Raw genomic sequence first — 18743 nt, forward strand, 5'->3', positions numbered from 1 at the left:
AGAGGTTGGCGTCACCGGAAACACGTCAAAACCACCGATAAACCCGGGCATAACCTGCACTGAACTCGTTATGTTTTTTTGTATTAAGTTACACCCAGACCAATGTTTACAGGCTTACATCGCTGCCGGGACTAAGCTGGGCGCTTTCTCTCTCACCGGAAACCAGTTTTCACAGAGCAGTTCCCATAAGGAAGGTGGCCTCCCACAAAAATACTTGGAGAGCCACTTACTAGATCAACAAGTTCACGTCGCGTCAACTAGAGCCTTGACAAAAAGTGACAAACAGCATAGGATGCCCACATCAGCCAAACATGCCGAATACGTCCCGCACCCATACAGTGCCAGATGCTCGGTACAGTGTTGCCTGCATTAACCAATTAACCGGCAAATACCCGAGGTAGTGCCTATTGAAATGAACTTGAACAGGAGAAAACCATGTCACACTCATTCGTTTTAAATTTGATCCCCACCATTGAAGGCGTTGCACCGAAGAACCCACGGGGTGCTGGTCGCAAACGCGTATCTACAGTCAACCCAATTGCACATATTGCTGGCGAGCTGACTTGCGCCAAGCCTGCGTGGTTGGCTGACATTGTCTTTGGCAGTTGCCTGACCTCCGCTAGACAGTCACAGAACGTCTGTAATGTTTCCATGAACGAAGTGCTAGGTGCTTTGCACCTCAGGGAGTTCACCGTGCAGGCTGTAATGGCAACCGGAGTAGCAAAACGAAAGGCTGAGCGTATTATCAAAGCGGCTCGACACGCGGCTCATGGAATTCATTCTTACCTGCTGCGACGACCTGAACTACTACGGTACTATGAGGACGCTTATAAGCTTGAGTCCAAGCTTGCCTATTCTCACGTGGCTCTCGTGCCCTACAAGCCGTTACGGGAGGTGCCAGAGCATATTGCAGCCCTGCGGCTGGCTGGGGATTACTTAGCCTACGGCGAGGCTCTAAGGACGTTCCGCAAGGGATGTTAATTAACGTCGGAAAGAAAAAGGAAAGAAAGACTATTTCCGACTATTTCCAGTGACGAAAGTGCTCAGCATCAGACCGAACCAACTCTGTGACCAGAACGCTCAAGCTGGTCATAGTTGATCATTTTTTAATTAACGTCGGAAAGAGAGAGCGAAGCGAACGACCTTTAGACGGAACGTCTGAGTGTGGGATAACCCATTTCATAGGCAATAGTCGTATCGTCCTGATTCTGGATCAGCACACCAGTAAATTAATAGAGTATCAACACACATCCAAGCACTTGCTCTTGCTCTTGATTTGCTCCCACCGAAGGTGATGGGTATAACTGTCAGCGTCCGCTGCCGGGAGTAACACTGAATACAGACGTATTCATTTTTGCACCAACAAAGAAGAGCAAGATCAAAATCACAAGCGAAGAGCTGGATTTATGTAAATCTCATTTGATTACTAGAGTACATCCAAAGGAATGCCGGCGGTCACGCCGTAGCTGAGTATAGTTGAAAGCTCACGCTGTCGGTGCAAAAAACACGTCAGCGAAGCTGGGAGGGTATCATGCTCAAAGCTCCGCTTTACGTGTGCAACAACCTGCGTGTTCAATAGTTACCGCAGGTAGAAGTAGAGGAACACAACAACCAGAATCACAAAGATCATCCGCCCTTGAAATACGTCAGAGTTCAACTGGTCATTCTTGATCTGTTGGTATGTATCGTTATCACTCAAGCCTTGCGTCTTGTAGTGCATGATCTGATTGATTTGCTTGTCGAGCTTCCTGTTGTGTGCATCTTTGCCCCGCATGGTGATGCCCCAGACGAAGAGCCACAACCCGTATGTAGGGATGCACATCAGCAGGTGCAGGATGTGGTTGGTTTTCTTTTTCTGGGTGGTCAGTACAAACAGCTTTTCGTTCATGCCTTGCCCTAACTCGGTAGTGGTTGGTGTGCCTATTGGCTCATTGAGTAAAAATCAACGTAGCCAACCATTCGCTGTCATGGCGGTTTTCCCGCTGGGTAGCTGGATCAGTGCAGACTTGTCGCCGTCCTTGGGACCCTCAATGAATTTGACCTTGGTCCCTGTTGAGATCGTTCGGCACTTTCCTGAGCCGATCAAGCGTTCAGCCTCATCTTCGTCCTGATCAAGCGACGCCTCCACCAACTTTGTCCAGTCACCGGCCTTGTAACAAACCATCGAACCTGCAACGAGCGTTCGCTTTGGGTAGGTGTCAGCCATGGCGGTGGTAGATGCGAGAAGTGGTAGCAGGCATAGCAAGCGAGAAACGGTGTTCATCAATTAATTCCTTTGATTGTTAGAGTACGAATTCACAGTATATTGTGAAGACCTGCTGATGCTCAACCACGACAGTGCCCGCTCACTAGCGTGGAGTGATTGCATTGGAGATCGGGGTAGCCTTTGGGCGTGTGCTACGACAGAAAAGACGCGAAGCGGGCGTTACCCAAGAACAGTTGGCACTGGAAGCCGACGTGCAACGGAATTACGTCAGTCTGATCGAGAGGGGCGTCAATCAACCTACGATTGCTGTCTTATTCAAGCTAGCCAGTGCTTTGAAGTGCAGCCCGTCCACGCTGATTCTCCTAGTGGAGGAAGAGCTGGGACAATAGGGAGCAACTGGTTTTGAAAATCTCCGATTAACACTCAAGGATGACCGTCATGCCAAACAACACAGATGCCCACATAGCCACAGCAGACGTGCTAACCCTTCTGCTGCAAAACCAATACGCGTTAGCCGCTGCAATTGAAGAAGTAGCTCTATGGGCTAGAGCCAATGGTTCAAGCGAAGCCCATGAAAACGCGATCACCGCATTGGAAACCCTTGATGCGAACGCGTCCGCTATCACCGCTGGAATTCTTCAGCTCCGACAATAAGTCGCTATCAAAGGAGTAGACATAACTGGTAGTTCGATAGCGACTCGCCTATCACTATCAAATACCTATTGCAGATAGACATAAGATTCAATTATCATTTATCTATCCAATCTAAGATCAAAGGATAGTCCACCTTGAATGCCCACCTCTACCTTCGTGCATCAACGAAAGATCAAGACGCTAACCGTGCAAAAGTCGCCCTGGAGTTGTTCGCTGTCGAAAAGGGTTTGAGTACCGTAGGCGTGTATGCAGAGAACATCAGTGGGACCAAGCTCAATCGTCCTGAGTTGCTTTCCTTGCTCGATACGGCCGAGAGTGGAGACGTGCTATTGGTTGAGTCTGTAGACCGCCTGAGTCGCCTTTCACAGACTGACTGGGACACGCTCAAGGCTACTATCAAGGCCAAGGGATTGCGTCTGGTTGTAGCTGATCTGCCTACCAGTCACATGCTGGTTGAAGCCAAAGGAATCACCGGGCAAATCATGGACGTGATCAACAACATGCTGATCGATCTGATGGCAACCATGGCACGACTGGATCAAGAGAAACGTGTGGAACGCATCAAGCAAGGACTAGAGAACAAGCGAGCCGCTAATCCTGAGTGGAAGCCAACAGGTAAAGGCAGGAACGCTGCCAAGTGGGCTGAGGTACAGGCGCTGATGCGGAAGCATCCAACAATGTCTGCTGATCAAATTGCCAAGCTGGCTGACTGTGGCGTTGCCACCGTTTACCGGATCAAGCGAGAAACGGAGGTCGCATGAATGGACCAGCTTGAAGGGGGAGACTAATTCAGCCGCATGTATGATAGAAGCACTTCGATTTAACTTTTGAGTGAATCCAGAATTGCATGAGGCCGTTAGTGCTATGACCGGACAACCACACCAAGCGTCAACGGGGGGCGGGATTTCCGCAGAGCTCGGCTATTACCCGATACATTGCGACATCGAAACTAATCAGTTTTCCATTCTGACTCTCTCGGGGCATGAAGCGAAAGTAGCCGCAATCATCGGAGACGTAAACGTCATCAAGGACTGGCTCTATCCGGGAGCACAACAGCAACGGGACATAATGAGCGGACATATCCGGTCACTGCCCTATAGTGCTCGCATCTTCGGACTACCCAAGACCCATGTCCTGACACTGCACAGAAGCGAGAGTCAAGACGATATCGATTTCGTCGTCTGGTGCCTGTCCTTCTTCACTGGCATGCGCCTAACGACAACAGAGGCAGGCTTTCTTGACGCAACCCCTATCAAACCAGGGAAGCTCGTTGACTTCTCCCTTCGCCGCTGCACCGTAACAGACGCCATCCAATTGGCACTCAATTTCTTAGAACTGGAGCGTGGCGATCCGTCGGCATCCAAGAGGGTTACTGCGGTCATCCACGCATTGTTCTTGGCACAATATCCACAGAATCTTCCCTTTGAGCAGTTTCAGTATCTCTACATGGCATTAGATGCCTGTTTCAGACTGGTGGCAGTCAAGGAAGGACCGAAATTCAATCAGCCTCATGCAGGGCGAATCCAGTGGATGTGTGAGAAATTCGACATCCCCGTACCCAAATGGGCAGAGAACACCATAGCTGACCCCTCATCCCTATCAATCGTTCGTAACAACACCATCCACGAAGCGATATTTTTTGATGAGCCACTTGGGTTCTCGATTTACGGCGGCAACGATCCCGGCGCGGATCCCAACAACGCTCCGCTGCAAATGAAGGCATTAGTTTGCCGGCTTCTGGTTGCCATTCTTGGAAGGGCGGATGTCAGCTATGTTAAATCCGCAGTCAATACCCGAATGATACATAGCCTTGAGTTAAATGCTTGAGTCACGTTGGCATCTCTTGACTTGGCCACCAGTCAAACACTGCTGAAGCCAGCCCAATGTCAGGATGATTCCGCACGCTCACATCGGACAAAGGCACTCCGCGATTTCAGACAGGAAGGCGAGGCATGCAGCCTTGGCAGTAATAGGAAGCCCCCACTTTAGCCGCTATGAAAGCTGCCAGCCCTGCGAAGAGTAAAACGTTGCGTATGTGGCCGTACCATTTGCCCCACCACAATAGCCGCTGACATTCGTCTAAATGGTTTTTCTTCTCAGATTTGCTCACGGCAGCTAGCTTGGCGTTCTCGTGGAACACCCTTACGACAATGTTCATCCGCATGAATCCAAGTGCCGCGCTCGCGGCGAAGATCAACATACAGCCAATCATCGCCGTGCTGCGATTCAAACCGATCGGACTGTATACGTTGTTTTGTGCAAGGTAGGCGCAGATAGCCACTGTGGCACCCAACAGGAACTGGTCGAGCTTAGTGGACTCTTCCACCGCCTTGAGCGATATCTGGTCTGCAATGTGAAGCTCAGAGGTCATATTTGATTCCTTCGGTGGCAGGAGTATTTCTTTGAGGACGACGAGAAAAAGCTTCAACATTCTAAGCAGTGATACGCTTCCTGACCCAAAGAACGGAGCTGGTGCATGACAACCACATGGAAGCTGAGGCAACTTCAGGAATGGATTGAGACAACTCGGCCTGAGGATAGCCAGACTGCCGAGATACCGAAGTCGCTTAGCCGCTCAGCCCTGATCGTCCAATACCACGCTCGACTGGCAAGGGACGCATTCGCAGAGTTTAAGCAGCCGGATGACAATAACTACAAAATGTTTGTTGCCATGATGAGCTTTGAGCCTGATTTCAGTAGGGCAGCTCTCGCTCATGAAGCAAACATCATTGCCACGATCCACACCGTGCGAAACTACGCTGACATTTTTGCCCAGCTAGCAAATACATTGGCTATGCCAATACCTTTACCTGAGCGCGATTCCACCTTCGGCAGGGTTGCAGACAAGCTGCCGGAATCAGCTCTGAAGCAAGGTATGCTGGCGCTGAATTCATCTTACTGGTTTCGCTACCTTGCAGCGTTTAGCAACATCTCTAAGCACCGTCGTCTGTTAGAGAGTAAACCAAGCGTGTCCTTTGAAGAGGGAGTGAGTGGCCTACGGGTAGAGAAATTCTCGTATACGTTCAGTTCGAAGGAACCGGAGATGGAGTTCCCACGCTGCTGGGGACACGATTTGCTTGAAGAAACGTATAGCGTGTATCGCCGGATTCTGGAGCTAGGTCAGGAGTTGAACAAACACGTCTGCCCTGACTGCGAGGCGAATTAACCGCCATTTACATCTAGGGCGGGCAGTTGGAAACTGCCATAAGCTTCTTCTCAGTCGTGCACCTTTCGAATACACGTCGTGCGTCACAGCCCCTCCCCCTCGGCTCTGCCAGCATCTAGTACAAGGATAAGAATGCAATGCAAACCAGTGAAATCATCAGCACCGCAGGCCTGCTTCTCACCGCTTTAGTAGCAGTCGGTGGGTGGTTTTGGCAACGCTGGCAGGAACGTACAAGCGTTCGCGTGGCTATCGTTGCTGAAGTATTGGCACTAAGGAAAATTGCCGTAGAGCGAGGCTACTACGCCGGTCTAACCGAAATGGGAAACCAGTTACTCGAAACGCCTGAAGAAGAACGCTCAGAAGCCTCATTGCAGGTACGAATCCCACAGCACTATTGCAGGGTCTACGTCGCCAATCTTGGGAAACTTGGCTACCTCGCGCCAAAGGATGCTCAGTTGGTTGTTAGCTTCTATCAGTACGTCGATAGCGTCGTACAGGACGTCATAGAGGGGGGAATTATCTACGAAGGTACGGATGACCCAGAAGCCTTCACAGAGGCCGCAAACGTCCTTCAATTCGCTTTAGACGCAGCACAGCAACTGGCTGACAGACATGCGAACTAATAAGCGGCTCCAGGACGTGAGCAGTAACGCTCGTAGGAGCGAGTGCGGGCCATTATCAGGGTCTCGATACTCGCCTTCAAAGTCTCGTTCTGAAGCTTGTAGAGCTTCAGAGCCACCCAACTTATTTCTATTTCCCGCAGATTGCCATTTGACCTACTCGTGGCGTGCTTAGCGCCTCTCCTACTCAAACCTAACCCACTATCAGCCCCTATTATTTTCCCTTACGTCATACTGGAAACGCCAGCAGACGCTGCTTTATTTTTTGCGGGGAATTTGGCAAACCATACAGCCCCACCCTTTTTCCGGCGGAGAAATAGGATTCCAGGAAAACGGTTTTCCCTATGTCTCTATTTTACTTGCGGCTTCCGAGCCTGACGGGATCATCGTATACCCCCAGTCGAAATGATGCAGTTGTCCGCAGCTCCAGCACGCCTTCCTGTCGTTGACTTCGAGATGTTCTATCGCCATAGGACTCTTGCATTTCATGCAAGGCACGATACACAGGTTCGATGGCTCGATTATGTACGTGTCTTCGTCTTCACACCTAACGAGGTGTTTATTGCAGCACCATGGGCATTCGACCGTGGCACTGGCTTCAACCTGAGATTGGCTTGCGTACATATCTTTTCCGCAAACACCGCAAGTGAACGTATCGATTTTATTTATCGACAACACCACCGTTGCTGACGCAACACGTTCGATCTCGTTCAGAAATCCTTGAACAACGGCCGGAGTTAACTTCAGATTACGTGTATCAGCAAGGGCGGGCGCGTGTAGGAAACTGCTTAGCTTTTGGTAATGCTTGTTGAGCCACTCGACCGAAAACATCTTGTAGTCGCCAATGGGGAATGAAACGCCGTCCGGGCCAGTAAACGCGATTGACATGTCCAGATCGGCTTTTGGCTCAAAGCTGCGAAGCATCTTCAACGCTTTGTCTGGTTGCCATTTCCGGAAGATGGAAGGAGGCAATTTAGGGCCAACTTGCCCAAGCTTCTGATAGACAATACGTTCAAGTGCCAGCCGCATCTCAAGGCAAGCGTGGCGTAATGAATTCTCGTCTCCTGCGTCGATGAAAATCTTTGCTCGTGCAAGGAAATCGTCAATATCGAAAATGCCCATGGCCGTCCCTACCTGAAGGAGTTGCGAGTGGAGCTTACCGATTTACAGTAGCTGGCTGCCACATCACTGGCTTAATCAGGGACCAGTGATTTACCACCGTACTCCGCCCCAACCTCTTTCATACTTGCAACCTGAATCGCCGTTCACATTGCTCAGTGTGAACGAACGCGATATTTTGTGAACGTTCTGCATGAATTTCAGGCAACAAAAAAGGGCCCACCTTTCGGTGAGCCCTTCCAGACCGCCCAGCAGAGCGGATTTTGTTTGGTAGGCGCGATTGGACTCGAACCAACGACCCCCACCATGTCAAGGTGGTGCTCTAACCAACTGAGCTACGTGCCTGCTGTGAGGCGGCATTCTACGGAATTCCGGAGGGGTGTCAACATCTTTTTTGCAGCTAAGCCTATGAATATGCGAATTTTTTATTTGCGCCGGGCACGCCTGTGATTTTCCGGTGGCTGGCAGGCAATTTTCAACTCAGGTAGGATCGCCGCACTCGTAAAAAATATAAAACAGAGGTTCCAGGATGGCGAACACCCCCTACCCCCAGTCTTATTACGCCGCTTCCGCCAATGCAGTTCCGCCTCGCCCGACACTGCAAGGTGAAGTCGAAACCGATGTGTGCGTGATTGGTGCCGGTTATACCGGGCTTTCCAGCGCGCTGTTCCTGCTGGAGAACGGCTTTCGCGTGACCGTCCTGGAAGCAGCCAAGGTCGGCTTTGGTGCCTCGGGCCGTAACGGTGGGCAGATCGTCAACAGTTACAGCCGCGATATCGACGTGATCGAGCGCAGCGTCGGCCCTAAGCAAGCACAATTGCTCGGGCAGATGGCCTTTGAAGGCGGCAGGATCATTCGCGAGCGCGTGGCCAAGTACCAGATCCAGTGCGACTTGAAGGACGGCGGTGTGTTTGCCGCGCTCAACAGTAAGCATATGGGCCACCTGGAATCGCAGAAGCGCCTGTGGGAGCGCTACGGCCATACGCAACTGGAGCTGCTGGACGAACGCCGCATCCGCGAGGTGGTGGCCTGTGACAACTATGTCGGCGGCTTGCTGGATATGAGCGGCGGGCACATCCACCCGCTCAACCTGGCGCTGGGCGAAGCGGCCGCGGTTGAGTCGCTGGGCGGTACGATCTATGAGCAATCGGCTGCGGTGCGCATCGAGCGCGGTGCCAACCCCGTGGTGCATACCGCCGAAGGCAGGGTCAGGGCCAAATTCATCATCGTTGCCGGCAATGCCTATCTGGGCAACCTGGTGCCGGAGCTGGCAGCCAAATCGATGCCGTGTGGCACGCAGGTGATCACCACCGCACCACTGGGCGACGAATTGGCCAAGACCTTGTTGCCGCAGGATTACTGTGTCGAGGACTGCAACTACCTGCTCGACTACTACCGCCTCACCAGTGACAAGCGCCTGATCTTCGGCGGCGGCGTGGTGTATGGCGCTAGGGACCCGGCGAATATCGAGGCAATCATCCGGCCGAAAATGCTCAAGGCATTCCCGCAGTTGAAGGATGTGAAGATCGATTACGCCTGGACCGGCAACTTCCTGCTGACGCTGTCGCGCTTGCCGCAGGTAGGCCGTCTTGGCGACAACATCTATTACTCACAGGGTTGCAGCGGCCATGGCGTGACGTACACGCACCTGGCAGGCAAGGTGCTGGCAGAAGCGCTAAGAGGTCAGGCAGAGCGTTTTGATGCGTTTGCCGACCTGCCGCATTACCCGTTCCCGGGTGGACAGCTGTTGCGCACGCCGTTTGCGGCGCTGGGGGCGTGGTATTACGGCCTGCGGGATAAATTCGGAATGTAGACACACACCCCGGTGTGAGAGCGACTTGCTCGCTCCCACACTGGTTGAGCGCTTTCTACACTGCCGTCAATGCGCCTCGTGTTCGGCGGACGGCGCCTGGGCTTGCAGCTTCTGCACATCGTTCACGGCCAGCTCAGCCGATTGGCCGCCCCAGCCTTGGCGCAGGTAATTGAGCAGATCGGTCAGCTGTTGTGCATTGAGCTTGTCGGAAAACCCCGGCATCGGTTGCATGTGCTCGAACCCGGAAAACTTCTGTTCGCCGATACCGTCCTCGATCACGCGCAGCAGGTTGCGCGGGTCTTCCAGGCGCAGCGTGGTGTTGCCGCGCATGGCCACTGCGATGTGGGGCTTGCCTTCGCCACCTGCGGCATGGCAACCGGCGCAGACGTTCAGGTATTCCTGGCGGCCGCGCTGAGCGCTCGGGCTGAGTTGATCCATTGGCACTTCGACAAGCGCTTTGGCGGCCGGCGGTTTATCGCCCAGCAGGAACGTCGCCATCGCCGCCAGATCCGGATCGCTCAAGCCCTGGGTGCTGTTATGGAACACCGGGAACATCTCGTTGAACATCGTGCCTTGGGCACTCATGCCGTGCTTGAGGAACGTGGCCAGGTCCTGCTCATTCCAGCCACGAGCCGCCAGGTCAGTGGCGAGCAGGCTCGGCGCCAAATAACCATTGAGAATGCCGCCGGTCAGGCGCTTGTCCAACTGCATCGCACCCGGCAGACCGCGAGGTGTGTGACATTCGCCGCAATGACCGAGTACCTCGACCATGTACTGGCCGCGTTTCCAGGTATCGCTTTTGCCTTCGGCCGGCTCCAGTTCCAGGGCTTTGCCGTACAGCAGGTTCCAGCCGATCAGGCCCAGGCGCACGTTGAACGGAAAGCTCAGGCGGGTCTCCGGCGATGCGCGCTCGATAGGCTCGATAGTTTTCAGGTACGCATGAATCGCGTCCGAATCCTCACGGGGCATCAGGTGGTACGAGGTGTATGGCATCGCCGGATACAAATGCGCACCGTCGCGACGCTTGCCTTCGGTCAGCGCAGCGAAGAACTCGTCATCGTTGTACAAACCGATGCCGTGCTCTTTGCTCGGCGTGATATTGGTGCCATAGATCGTGCCGAACGGCGAGACGATCGGCAAGCCGCCCGCAAACGGCGCGCCGCCCGGTGCCGTGTGGCACGCCATGCAGTCAGCTGCGCGGGCGAGGTATTCACCGCGCTTGACCTGATCATCGGCATGGGCAAACAACACTGGCGCAGCCAGGCCGACCGCCAGGGTCAGGCGGGTCAGAAATAGCTTCATGCTTAACCCTCCTTGACCAGGCCGAGATCGTTCAGCACGTTGCGGGTGGCGTTGTAGTAACGCACATACCCGGTGCACCGGCAGATGTGATGGCCCAGGCTGTCTTCGATAACCTGTTCCAGCTGGCTTTGCACAATCGGCTGGCGTTGCAGCTTTTCCACCAGCACCGTCGCCGCGTTGACGAAGCCCGGTGCGCAGTAGCTGCACTGGAACGCGAACTCGTCCACAAAGCGCTGCTGGATCGGGTTCAGCTCTGTGACCTGCCCCGACTCGTCGCGCTTGGCATGGGATTCGATGGTGCGCACTTTCTTGCCTTCAAAGTAATGCGCGCCAGTGATGCACGTGCGCACTTCCTCGCTGGTGCCGTCCGGGTTGTCGACGATCACCACGCAAGCGTGGCAAATACCCTGGCCGCAGCCTAGACGCGAGCCGGTAAGGTTTTTGTATTCGTGCAGGTAATCGATCATCGGCAGGTCATCAGGGATGTCCACCGGGCCGACGGATTGACCATTGAGGGTCAGTTGAAGCGGACGGTCAGCCATTGAGGGCCTCCTTGATGCGCGCAGCCGTGATTGGCAGGTCGCGAACACGTTTACCGATGGCGTGGGCCACGGCATTACCGATGGCCCCGACGATCGGGATCATCACCACTTCAGCGATCCCCTTGGGCGGGTCGCTTGGCGACAGCGCCGGCAGAATCTCCGACGTTTGCTTCCACACGGCTACGTGACGCGCCATCGGCAGACGGTAACGGTTGAAGTTCCAGTCGCCCTCCCCCGGCCCGCCTTCGTACAGCGGCATCTCCTCCATCAACGCGTGACCGATACCCATGGCGACACCGCCTTCGAGCTGGCCTTTAACCAATTCCTCCACCAACACACGGCCGCACTCGATCCACGAATGGTGATTGAGCACTTCGACCTGCGCCGAGCCCTTGTTGACCTTCAACTCGACCAATGTGGCCACCGGGCTGTAGTAAGTCACGGCAGCGTTGTTCAACTGCGTCGCGGGGTAGCTGATGTTCTGGCGGTCCAACAGGTGGAAACCGGCGGTGCTCATCAGCGCTTGCTTGGCTTTCGGCGCACCGTCGCCGTACTTCACCGCCAGACCGTCGAGGGGCAGGCGCTCGCGAACGCCGTCGATGCTGTATTCAGCCTCTGCCCAGCTCCAGCGGTTGAACCCGTGGACAGTGGCAGCGGTGACCAGGCCACGCTCGTGGGCGTGCCTGGCCAACACCTCGAAGCTCAACGGTTGCATGCCGTTGGCGGTGAGCTTGCCGTCGACCCAATGCGCATCCTCACGGCGTACCACATAGGGGTTGGCCTGGCCGCCGAACGGACCCTGACGCCAGATCTCCAACGCCGCCGGCCACAATCCGTGGTTGAACAGCACGCGCGCCGCTTCACGGGTGGCATGGCTGAAGTAATACGCCGAGTTGGTGGCCGAAGACGCCGAAGCGAGCTTGCCTACCCAACGCGGGTTGCGCAGCAGGTTGTCCTGCTCGGCCTGACTCATGATGTAAGGGTTGCCGCTGGTGATCAGCTGCATCTCCTTCCATTCTGTTTCGCCGGTCTTCACTTCGTGTGCCGGGCTGCCGAGGAAATCAGCCACCACCAGCGACTGCGAGGTCGACATGCCGGTGCCGATTTCGATACCGATGTGGCGCAGACTGATGCGACCGTCTGCGCTGAACTCGATACTGGCCATCGGTGCTTCGGAACCGGTACCGAAGTCTTTCTGGCAGATGGCAAAACCGACGCCGTACCAGTTGTCCGGGTCAGCGGCTTCGCGTTGTTTCTTGATCGCGTCGCGGTTCTTCCACACGTCGTGCACAGCGGCTTTGTCGAGAATTTCGTGCAGGCGTAAGGCACCGGCAGGAATGGCGCCCTGGGTGTTCTTCATGCCCGAACGCAGGGCATTCTTGCGACGCAGCTCGATGGCATCCACACCGAGACGACCGGCGATTTCGTCGACCATCATTTCCGTCGCGGCCATGCTCTGCAGGGTGCCGTACCCGCGCATCGAACCGGCTTCAACGCCCCGCGAGTGATAGGCGGTGACTTGCAGGTCGTTCTGCGGCATGTAGTAGATCGATTGCGCAGCCGTGGCGCCTACTGCGGCGACCGAGGGGCTGTAGTTGACCCGGCCACCGCCATCGACGCTCATATCAGCCAGGAAGATCTTGAAGCTGTGGTCGTTCTTGTCGACAGCCAATTGGTAGCGGATGTCGAACGGGTGACGCTTGATGCCGCTCTGGAACTGCTCGTAACGGTCATTGGCCAGGCGCACCGGCACGCCGCCGCCATACAAGGCTGCGAGGGCGGCGTAGTAGACAAAGATATTGTGGTCTTTGGAGCCGTAACCCACGGTATAACCGGGGTGCATATTCAGGTTGGCCAGGCCGAAGCGCGACGGCGAGATCATTTTTGCGGTCTCGGTCGCAACTTCCAATGGGCACTGGGTGGCCACCACAAAGTGCAGGGTCTTGGTCGCTGGATCGTACCAGCCGTTGCCGTTATCCGGCTCCATGGCCGCCGGTTCGATCGATGGGGTTTTGTAGCGCTCGTCGAACACCAACCAGTTATCCGGCGGCGTGTTGAGCTGGCTCTTCATGCGGTCGGCGTAGAACAGACCGCGCTCGGTCAGGTTGCCGTGCAGGTTCGGCTGGGAATTCCACACCGGGCGCCGGTTTTTCAGCATCGGGAACAGGATCGAATCCTTGAGACTGGCGAATTCATCCTCATCTGCCGAGGTCGGGCCGCCAACGCGCACGTAGCGAAAGCTACCGTAAGGGTCGCCTTCGTAGTACGGCACTTTGGCGCCGTAACGAATCGCCTTGTCATTGAACTTGAGTTTGTTTTTTGCCTGACGGAACCGCTCGAAATCGTTCCAGATCAGGATCGCCACCGGATGACCGATGAACATCGGCACCTTGCCTTCCGGCAACAGTGGATCCGGAGCATGTTCTTGCGGGAACACGATACCGTCGTTGTCCAGGTCGGCAGCGGTAACAATACGGTCCGGCTGCAGGCCGGCGCCGAGCCACGCCAGGTCGTAGCCCGCATAGATATGGTCGGCCTTGGTGGTCTTGAGCAGCATGGCGTGACCTTGCTGCACAGGCCAGCCTGGCATGTCCTTGGAACGGATGTCGCGGGCGAAGACTTTACTGCCACAGACTTTCGACAAGGCATCGTTACGCTGGCGCGCCTTGCCGTTATTGCCCAGCCATTTTTCGGAGGGCACGGTGACGCTGTTTTCCATCAAGGCCGCCAGCGCCTGGGTGCTGAGCGGCGTGAGCGTGACGCTCACACCCGCCACCAGCCCGCCCTGAAGGAACGAACGCCGGGTTATTTCACGGTTGGACATGGATCATCCTCTGAGCGGTTATACATCCGCCCTTATGGTTAAGTGCAGCGAATCTGGAGACTTGCAGAAGCCTTTCTGGACGAACTAAAAGGCCATGATGACAGTGCAAAGTTGACCGAAGAGTTAACTTTAAAGGTTTCTGCGCCTGCGGCAAATAACCACATGGAAATTTTTTGACACAACAATGCAAAACGGCCGACAAGATCGATACGATCTGTCGGCCGTTTGCCTGTTAATGCGGGATATTGGCGTAGCTCAAGAGATTGGGCGTTGGCTGCTGCGAACACGATGGTGAGGTTTTACAAACGCCAGACACAAAAAACCCCAGTCTTTCGACCAGGGTCTTTGCTATCGGATCAAGTCAGCCGGTGGCTTTCTTGTGCTTCAAGGCGTTCAGTGGGCCTTGAGACAGATATGGCGCAGCGGACGGGACTCGAACCCGCGACCCCCGGCGTGACAGGCCGGTATTCTAACCGACTGAACTACCGCTGCGTATCGCTTGGCTGATTGAGCGTACAGCCTCAACCACCTTTAAACATCTGATCGATCAACCTGGGTTGTTCAATCTCAAGCCCGATACATCGAACCTGGAAAATATGGCGCAGCGGACGGGACTCGAACCCGCGACCCCCGGCGTGACAGGCCGGTATTCTAACCGACTGAACTACCGCTGCGCGTCGGTGCAACCTTTAACGTTGCGTCTTGCCCTGAAGCAAGACTCTCAAGAAGTGGTGGGTGATGACGGGATCGAACCGCCGACCCTCTGCTTGTAAGGCAGATGCTCTCCCAGCTGAGCTAATCACCCTTTGCTTCGTTGAGGCCGCGAAATTTACGCAGGTAGCGGACCTAAGTCAATAGCCCGCTTGAAGTTTTTCTGAAAAAGACAAAATCACTTCAAGACAGCTACCCCGCCCTACTCGCTATAAATCATCTTCTTGCTCATACCACCATCCACCACAAACTCTTGCCCGGTGACAAACCCGGCCTGACGCGACAGCAACCAGGCTACCATCGCCGCCACGTCCTCTACCGTGCCTACTCTGCCCGCAGGGTGCTGGGCATGATCGGCGTCGGTGAGCGGCTCGGCACGGCGCGCAGCAGGATCACGCGCATCGATCCAGCCGGGGCTGACCGCATTGACCCGCACTTCCGGGCCCAGGCTCATGGCCAAGGCGTGGGTCAGGGCCAGCAGGCCACCCTTGCTCGCCGCGTAGGCTTCGGTGTCCGGCTCCGATTGACGGGCCCGGGTCGACGCCAGGTTGACGATGGCACCGCCGTGGGCGCGCAGGTAAGGCGCACAATGCTTGGCCAGCAGCATCGGCCCGCTGAGGTTGACCGCCAGTACGCGATTCCAGTGGGCCAGATCGAGGCTTTCCAGGGTGATATTGCGCGGATCGGCGACCGCCGCATTGCACACCAGCGCATCCAGGCGCCCGAACTGCCCCAGCACCTCGGCGACACCCTGGGCGACTTGCTTCTCGTCAGCCACGTCCATGGTGATGAACCAGGCATTCTCGCCCAGCACCTTGGACACCCTGGAACCGCGCTCGCGGTCCAGGTCAGTCAATACCACCTGCCAGCCTTCGCTGATCAGCCACGCCGCAATACCGAGGCCAATGCCGCGCGCCGCCCCCGTTACCAGTGCAACGCGCCCGTTAGTGGCCGCTGCAGCCTCCATGGACCACTCGATCACAAGGCCGCCAGCCCGCGGGCCAGGTCTGCCTGCAAGTCAGCGACATCTTCCAGGCCCACCGCGATACGGATCAGGCTGTCACGGATACCGGCGGCTTCACGCTCCTGCGGCGCCAGGCGCCCGTGGGAGGTGGTGCTCGGGTGAGTAATGGTGGTCTTGCTGTCGCCCAGGTTGGCAGTGATGGAAATCAGCCGCGTCGCATCGATAAAACGCCAGGCGCCGTCTTTGCCGCCCTTCACTTCAAAGCTCACCACCGCGCCGAAACCACGCTGCTGGCGCTGGGCCAATGCATGTTGCGGGTGGCTCTTGAGCCCGGCGTAGTGCACCTTCTCGATACCGTCCTGCTGCTCCAGCCACTCGGCCAGGGCCTGAGCATTGGCGCAATGGGCCTTCATACGCAGGCTGAGGGTTTCCAGACCCTTGAGGAAGATCCAGGCGTTGAACGGGCTCAGGGTCGGACCGGCGGTGCGCAGGAAGCCCACCACTTCTTTCATCTGCTCGCTGCGGCCAGCCACCACGCCGCCCATGCAACGACCCTGGCCGTCGATGAACTTGGTCGCCGAATGCACCACGATGTCCGCACCCAGCTTCAACGGCTGCTGCAAGGCCGGGGTGCAGAAGCAGTTGTCGACGATCAGCATCGCACCCTTGGCGTGCGCGATTTCGGCCAGCGCGGCGATATCGACCAGTTCGGCAAGCGGGTTGGAAGGCGACTCGACGAACAACAGCTTGGTATTGGCCTTGATGGCCCCGTCCCAGCCGGACAGATCTGCCAGGGGTACGTAGTCCACTTCGATACCGAAGCGCTTGAAATACTTTTCGAACAGGCTGATGGTCGAGCCAAACACGCTGCGCGATACCAGTACATGGTCGCCAGCGCTGCACAGGCTCATCACCACGGCCAGGATGGCCGCCATGCCGGTGGCGGTCGCCACGGCCTGCTCAGCGCCTTCCAGGGCCGCGATGCGCTCTTCGAACGCACGCACAGTCGGATTGGTGTAGCGCGAATACACGTTACCCGGCACTTCGCCGGCAAACCGCGCAGCAGCGTCAGCGGCAGTACGGAACACGTAGCTGGAGGTGAAGAACATCGGGTCGCCGTGCTCACCTTCCGGGGTACGGTGCTGGCCGGCGCGCACAGCCAGGGTATCGAAAGCTACGCCATCGAGGTCGCTGTCCAACCGACCGGCATCCCATTCCTGACTCATGCTGCGACTCCTTACTCAATACTTTATTTAAGATACAAAACCGGCCCCTCAGGGCCGGTTGTTACTCAGTTGTTATACAGGTCGATGATCGCACTGACCGCCTGGGTCTTGATCTTCGACGAGTCGTTGCGCGCCTGCTCGATCTTGTTCAGGTAAGCCTCGTCGACATCACCGGTCACGTACTTGCCGTCGAACACGGCACAGTCGAACTGGTCGATCTTGATCTTGCCACCGCCGACCGCTTCGATCAGGTCTGGCAGGTCCTGGTAGATCAGCCAGTCGGCGCCGATCAAGTCGGCCACGTCCTGGGTCGAACGATTGTGTGCGATCAGCTCATGGGCGCTCGGCATGTCGATACCGTACACGTTGGGGTAACGCACCGCAGGCGCTGCGGAGCAGAAGTACACGTTCTTCGCCCCGGCTTCGCGGGCCATCTGGATGATCTGCTTGCAGGTGGTGCCACGCACGATGGAGTCGTCCACCAGCATCACGTTCTTGCCACGGAACTCAAGCTCAATGGCGTTGAGCTTCTGGCGCACCGACTTCTTGCGTGCAGCCTGGCCAGGCATGATGAAGGTACGGCCAATGTAGCGGTTCTTGACGAAGCCTTCGCGGAACTTGACGCCCAGGTGGTTGGCCAGTTCCAGGGCAGCGGTACGGCTGGTGTCCGGAATCGGGATGACCACGTCGATATCATGCTCAGGACGCTCGCGCAGGATCTTCTCGGCAAGCTTCTCGCCCATGCGCAGACGCGCCTTGTAGACCGAAACGCCATCGATGATCGAGTCCGGACGCGCCAGGTAGACGTGTTCGAAGATACACGGAGTGAGCTTCGGCGCCACGGCGCACTGGCGGGTGTGCAGCTTGCCGTCTTCGGTGATGTAGACAGCCTCGCCCGGCGCCAGGTCGCGGATCAAGGTGAAGCCCAGCACATCCAGGGACACGCTTTCGGACGCGATCATGTACTCGACGCCTTCGTCGGTGTGACGCTGGCCGAACACGATCGGGCGGATGCCGTGGGGGTCGCGGAAACCGACGATGCCATAACCGGTGACCATCGCCACTACCGCGTAGCCACCGACGCAACGGTTGTGTACGTCCGTCACGGCGGCGAACACGTCTTCTTCGGTCGGCTGCAGCTTGCCGCGCTGGGCCAACTCGTGGGCGAACACGTTGAGCAGCACTTCCGAGTCGGAACTGGTGTTGACGTGGCGCAGGTCAGATTCGTAAATCTCCTTGGCCAGTTGTTCAACGTTGGTCAGGTTGCCGTTGTGCGCCAAGGTAATGCCGTAAGGCGAGTTGACGTAGAACGGTTGAGCCTCGGCCGAGGTAGAGCTACCGGCAGTCGGGTAGCGCACATGGCCAATGCCCATGTGCCCGACGAGGCGCTGCATGTGACGCTGATGGAACACGTCACGCACCAGGCCATTGTCCTTGCGCAGGAATAACCGGCCGTCGTGGCTGGTCACAATACCGGCAGCGTCCTGGCCGCGGTGCTGGAGGACGGTTAGCGCGTCATACAGCGCCTGATTGACGTTCGACTTACCGACGATACCGACGATGCCACACATGCGACGCAACCCCTACTTAATGAAT

18 protein-coding genes and 4 tRNA genes are annotated in these 18743 nt (G+C 56.3%); 8 read left to right on the plus strand and 14 right to left on the minus strand.

Annotated features, from left to right (window positions below; all coding sequences use genetic code 11):
• The first annotated feature begins 435 nt into the window (after window positions 1-435).
• Window positions 436-981, plus strand: coding sequence for a hypothetical protein (locus KVH01_RS11750; RefSeq protein ID WP_217881573.1), 546 nt, complete (start codon window positions 436-438; stop codon window positions 979-981).
• A 598-nt stretch (window positions 982-1579) separates the two neighbouring features.
• On the opposite strand, the gene KVH01_RS11755 is transcribed toward KVH01_RS11750, so the two are convergent.
• Window positions 1580-1888, minus strand: coding sequence for a hypothetical protein (locus KVH01_RS11755; RefSeq protein WP_217881574.1), 309 nt, complete (start codon window positions 1886-1888; stop codon window positions 1580-1582).
• A gap of 54 nt (window positions 1889-1942) precedes the next feature.
• Complete coding sequence (locus KVH01_RS11760; RefSeq protein WP_217881575.1) at window positions 1943-2263, minus strand: hypothetical protein; 321 nt, start codon at window positions 2261-2263, stop codon at window positions 1943-1945.
• Window positions 2264-2394: 131 nt separating this feature from the next.
• Here KVH01_RS11760 and KVH01_RS11765 point away from each other — a divergent pair, with 131 nt between their 5' ends.
• The 4 genes from KVH01_RS11765 to KVH01_RS11780 all read left to right on the plus strand — a co-directional run bounded on the left by KVH01_RS11765 (window position 2395) and on the right by KVH01_RS11780 (window position 4687).
• The gene (locus tag KVH01_RS11765; RefSeq protein ID WP_241088507.1) at window positions 2395-2595 is read left to right on the plus strand and encodes a helix-turn-helix domain-containing protein; all 201 of its coding nucleotides are present in this window, start codon (window positions 2395-2397) and stop codon (window positions 2593-2595) included.
• 49 nt (window positions 2596-2644) lie between these two features.
• Window positions 2645-2860: a hypothetical protein gene (locus tag KVH01_RS11770; protein ID WP_217881576.1), complete on the plus strand. Its 216-nt coding sequence runs from the start codon at window positions 2645-2647 to the stop codon at window positions 2858-2860.
• 134 nt (window positions 2861-2994) lie between these two features.
• Window positions 2995-3621, plus strand: a complete 627-nt coding sequence (locus KVH01_RS11775) for a recombinase family protein (protein WP_124404712.1) — start codon at window positions 2995-2997, stop codon at window positions 3619-3621.
• A gap of 103 nt (window positions 3622-3724) precedes the next feature.
• On the plus strand, window positions 3725-4687 hold the full coding sequence (locus KVH01_RS11780) for a hypothetical protein (RefSeq protein ID WP_217881577.1): 963 nt from the start codon (window positions 3725-3727) through the stop codon (window positions 4685-4687).
• 106 nt (window positions 4688-4793) lie between these two features.
• Here the strand turns inward: KVH01_RS11780 and KVH01_RS11785 are convergent, their stop codons facing one another.
• Window positions 4794-5231, minus strand: coding sequence for a DEAD/DEAH box helicase family protein (locus KVH01_RS11785; protein WP_217881578.1), 438 nt, complete (start codon window positions 5229-5231; stop codon window positions 4794-4796).
• 105 nt (window positions 5232-5336) lie between these two features.
• Between KVH01_RS11785 and KVH01_RS11790 the strand changes: the two genes are divergently transcribed.
• Both KVH01_RS11790 and KVH01_RS11795 read left to right on the plus strand, forming a co-directional pair.
• Window positions 5337-6026: a hypothetical protein gene (locus tag KVH01_RS11790; RefSeq protein WP_217881579.1), complete on the plus strand. Its 690-nt coding sequence runs from the start codon at window positions 5337-5339 to the stop codon at window positions 6024-6026.
• A gap of 137 nt (window positions 6027-6163) precedes the next feature.
• Window positions 6164-6649, plus strand: a complete 486-nt coding sequence (locus KVH01_RS11795) for a hypothetical protein (RefSeq protein ID WP_124404716.1) — start codon at window positions 6164-6166, stop codon at window positions 6647-6649.
• A 339-nt stretch (window positions 6650-6988) separates the two neighbouring features.
• On the opposite strand, the gene KVH01_RS11800 is transcribed toward KVH01_RS11795, so the two are convergent.
• A complete protein-coding gene (locus tag KVH01_RS11800) occupies window positions 6989-7768 on the minus strand; it encodes a hypothetical protein (RefSeq protein ID WP_217881580.1) in 780 nt (259 codons plus the stop codon).
• Window positions 7769-8033: 265 nt separating this feature from the next.
• A tRNA-Val gene (locus KVH01_RS11805) sits at window positions 8034-8110 on the minus strand.
• 184 nt (window positions 8111-8294) lie between these two features.
• On the opposite strand from KVH01_RS11805, the gene KVH01_RS11810 reads away from it, so the two are divergent.
• Window positions 8295-9578 carry an NAD(P)/FAD-dependent oxidoreductase gene (locus KVH01_RS11810; RefSeq protein WP_043049551.1) on the plus strand — a complete coding sequence of 428 codons (1284 nt, stop codon included), beginning with the start codon at window positions 8295-8297 and terminating at the stop codon, window positions 9576-9578.
• A gap of 66 nt (window positions 9579-9644) precedes the next feature.
• On the opposite strand, the gene KVH01_RS11815 is transcribed toward KVH01_RS11810, so the two are convergent.
• The 9 genes from KVH01_RS11815 to purF form a co-directional block, all read right to left on the minus strand.
• Window positions 9645-10880 (minus strand): c-type cytochrome, encoded by a 1236-nt coding sequence (locus tag KVH01_RS11815; protein ID WP_217881581.1) that lies wholly within the window; start codon window positions 10878-10880, stop codon window positions 9645-9647.
• 2 nt (window positions 10881-10882) lie between these two features.
• Window positions 10883-11422: a (2Fe-2S)-binding protein gene (locus tag KVH01_RS11820; RefSeq protein WP_043049549.1), complete on the minus strand. Its 540-nt coding sequence runs from the start codon at window positions 11420-11422 to the stop codon at window positions 10883-10885.
• A complete protein-coding gene (locus tag KVH01_RS11825) occupies window positions 11415-14246 on the minus strand; it encodes a xanthine dehydrogenase family protein molybdopterin-binding subunit (RefSeq protein ID WP_217881582.1) in 2832 nt (943 codons plus the stop codon). The genes KVH01_RS11820 and KVH01_RS11825 overlap by 8 nt, the downstream gene beginning before the upstream one ends.
• Before the next feature lie 415 nt (window positions 14247-14661).
• Window positions 14662-14738 (minus strand) — tRNA-Asp (locus tag KVH01_RS11830).
• Between the two features lie 105 nt (window positions 14739-14843).
• Window positions 14844-14920: transfer RNA gene (locus KVH01_RS11835), tRNA-Asp, on the minus strand.
• 55 nt (window positions 14921-14975) lie between these two features.
• Window positions 14976-15051, minus strand: a tRNA-Val gene (locus KVH01_RS11840).
• A 108-nt stretch (window positions 15052-15159) separates the two neighbouring features.
• Window positions 15160-15924, minus strand: a complete 765-nt coding sequence (locus KVH01_RS11845; protein WP_043051729.1) for an SDR family oxidoreductase — start codon at window positions 15922-15924, stop codon at window positions 15160-15162.
• An 11-nt stretch (window positions 15925-15935) separates the two neighbouring features.
• Complete coding sequence (locus KVH01_RS11850; RefSeq protein ID WP_043051728.1) at window positions 15936-17147, minus strand: O-succinylhomoserine sulfhydrylase; 1212 nt, start codon at window positions 17145-17147, stop codon at window positions 15936-15938.
• A gap of 65 nt (window positions 17148-17212) precedes the next feature.
• Entirely contained in the window at window positions 17213-18718 is a 1506-nt protein-coding gene (gene purF / locus KVH01_RS11855) for an amidophosphoribosyltransferase (RefSeq protein WP_015884965.1), read from the minus strand.
• Window positions 18719-18743: the final 25 nt, after the last annotated feature.

Source organism: Pseudomonas khavaziana (assembly GCF_019145205.1).
GTDB classification, from domain to species: domain Bacteria; phylum Pseudomonadota; class Gammaproteobacteria; order Pseudomonadales; family Pseudomonadaceae; genus Aquipseudomonas; species Aquipseudomonas khavaziana.